Source organism: Streptomyces flavofungini, from assembly GCF_041028215.1.
Lineage (GTDB): Bacteria > Actinomycetota > Actinomycetes > Streptomycetales > Streptomycetaceae > Streptomyces > Streptomyces flavofungini_B.
The window spans coordinates 1-1,470 of sequence record NZ_JASKYR010001299.1 but is presented as its reverse complement, the minus strand read 5'-3'; the positions used below and the strand labels follow the sequence as shown (position 1 = coordinate 1,470).

Genomic DNA, 1,470 nt, shown 5'->3' with positions numbered 1-1,470 from the left:
GCCCTGCTCACCCAGGGGCGCCCCACACCCGGCGGCCTGACCGTCCGGGACGTCGTTGAATTCGGCCGCTACCCCTACCGGGGCAGATGGGGCAAGGCCGACCCGGACGGACGGGCCGCGGTGGACCGCGCGCTCACCCTGACCGGCGCACCCCCTCACCGGCCGGCTGCGCACCCGCGCCATCGGCCGCCACCACGCGCGAAGCGAAAGGCTCAGCACCACCTCATGAGACGCCTCCTGATCACCGCGGCGGCCGCCACCGCCGCGGCCCTCACCCTCTCCGCGTGCGGAACCACCGAGCCCGCCGCCGACGACGACGCCAAGAGCGAAGCCAAGTCCTTCACCCTCACCGACGCCACCGGCGTGAAGGTGAAGCTGGACGGGCCCGCCAAGAAGGTCGTCGGCACCGAGTGGAACGCCGTCGAGAGCCTGATATCCCTCGGCGTCGAACCGGCCGGTGTCGCCGACGTCAAGGGCTACAAGACGTGGGACACCGCGGCCCCGCTCAAGAACGACGCCAAGGACGTCGGCACGCGCGGCGAGCCGAGCATGGACACCATCGCGTCCCTCAAGCCCGACCTCATCATCGCGACGACCGACCTGCCGGCCGCCGCCGTGAAGCAGCTGCGGAAGATCGCGCCGGTCCTCAACCTGCGCCCGGCCGACGCCGCCGACCCCATCGGCCAGATGACCGAGAACCTGGACCTGCTCGCCAAGGCGACCGGCACCACCGAGAAGTCCGCGGAGCTGAAGAAGGACTTCGAGGCCAAGCTCGCCGAGGGCAGGAAGGAACTGGCCGCCGCCGGGTTCGCGGGCAAGAAGTACGCCTTCGCCGACGGCTACGTCACCGGCAACCAGACCTCGATCCGGCCCTACACCAGCGGCTCGCTGATCGGCGCGGTCAACGAGAAGCTCGGTCTGAAGAACGACTGGTCCGTCAAGGGCGACAAGGGCTACGGCCTCGGCTCCACCGACGTCGAGGGCCTCACCAAGCTCAGCGACGACGTGCGGTTCGCCTACATCGGCAATGACGGCGACAAGACCAGCAACCCCTTCGCGGGCGCCCTGGCCAAGGACAAGGTCTGGACGTCGCTGCCGTTCGTCAAGAAGGACCACGTCCACCGGCTGCCCGACGGCATCTGGATGTTCGGCGGCCCCGCCTCGATGAACCAGTACGTCGACTCCGTCGTCAAGGCCCTGAAGAAGTAGCAGCCACCCAGAGTTGAGGCACTGAAGAAGCAACGCCATGGCCGTCACCGCAACCACCCCCGCCACCCGTCCGCCGACCGCCGTGTCCCGCACGGGCGCGGCCGCGGTGACGGCCGCACTGGTCCTCCTCGTCACCGTCCTCGCGGTCGTCGACATCACCCAGGGCACGGCGTCGGCCGGCGCCCCCGAGGTGTGGAAGGCGCTCACCGGGCAGGCCGACCCGGCCGACGCCTCCGTCGTCATCGCCTCGCGGCTGCCGCG

The 1,470-nt window shown here is 70.5% G+C and carries 1 protein-coding gene and 2 pseudogenes; all 3 read left to right on the top strand.

What is annotated here, in order from left to right; translation table 11 throughout:
- Positions 1-147, top strand: a pseudogene (fecE, locus tag AB8Z36_RS40590) (Fe(3+) dicitrate ABC transporter ATP-binding protein FecE); the annotation flags it as partial.
- 78 nt (positions 148-225) lie between these two features.
- Positions 226-1,209 (top strand): iron-siderophore ABC transporter substrate-binding protein, encoded by a 984-nt coding sequence (locus tag AB8Z36_RS40585; RefSeq protein WP_369218356.1) that lies wholly within the window; start codon positions 226-228, stop codon positions 1,207-1,209.
- 37 nt (positions 1,210-1,246) lie between these two features.
- Positions 1,247-1,470, top strand: a pseudogene (locus AB8Z36_RS40580) (ABC transporter permease); the annotation flags it as partial.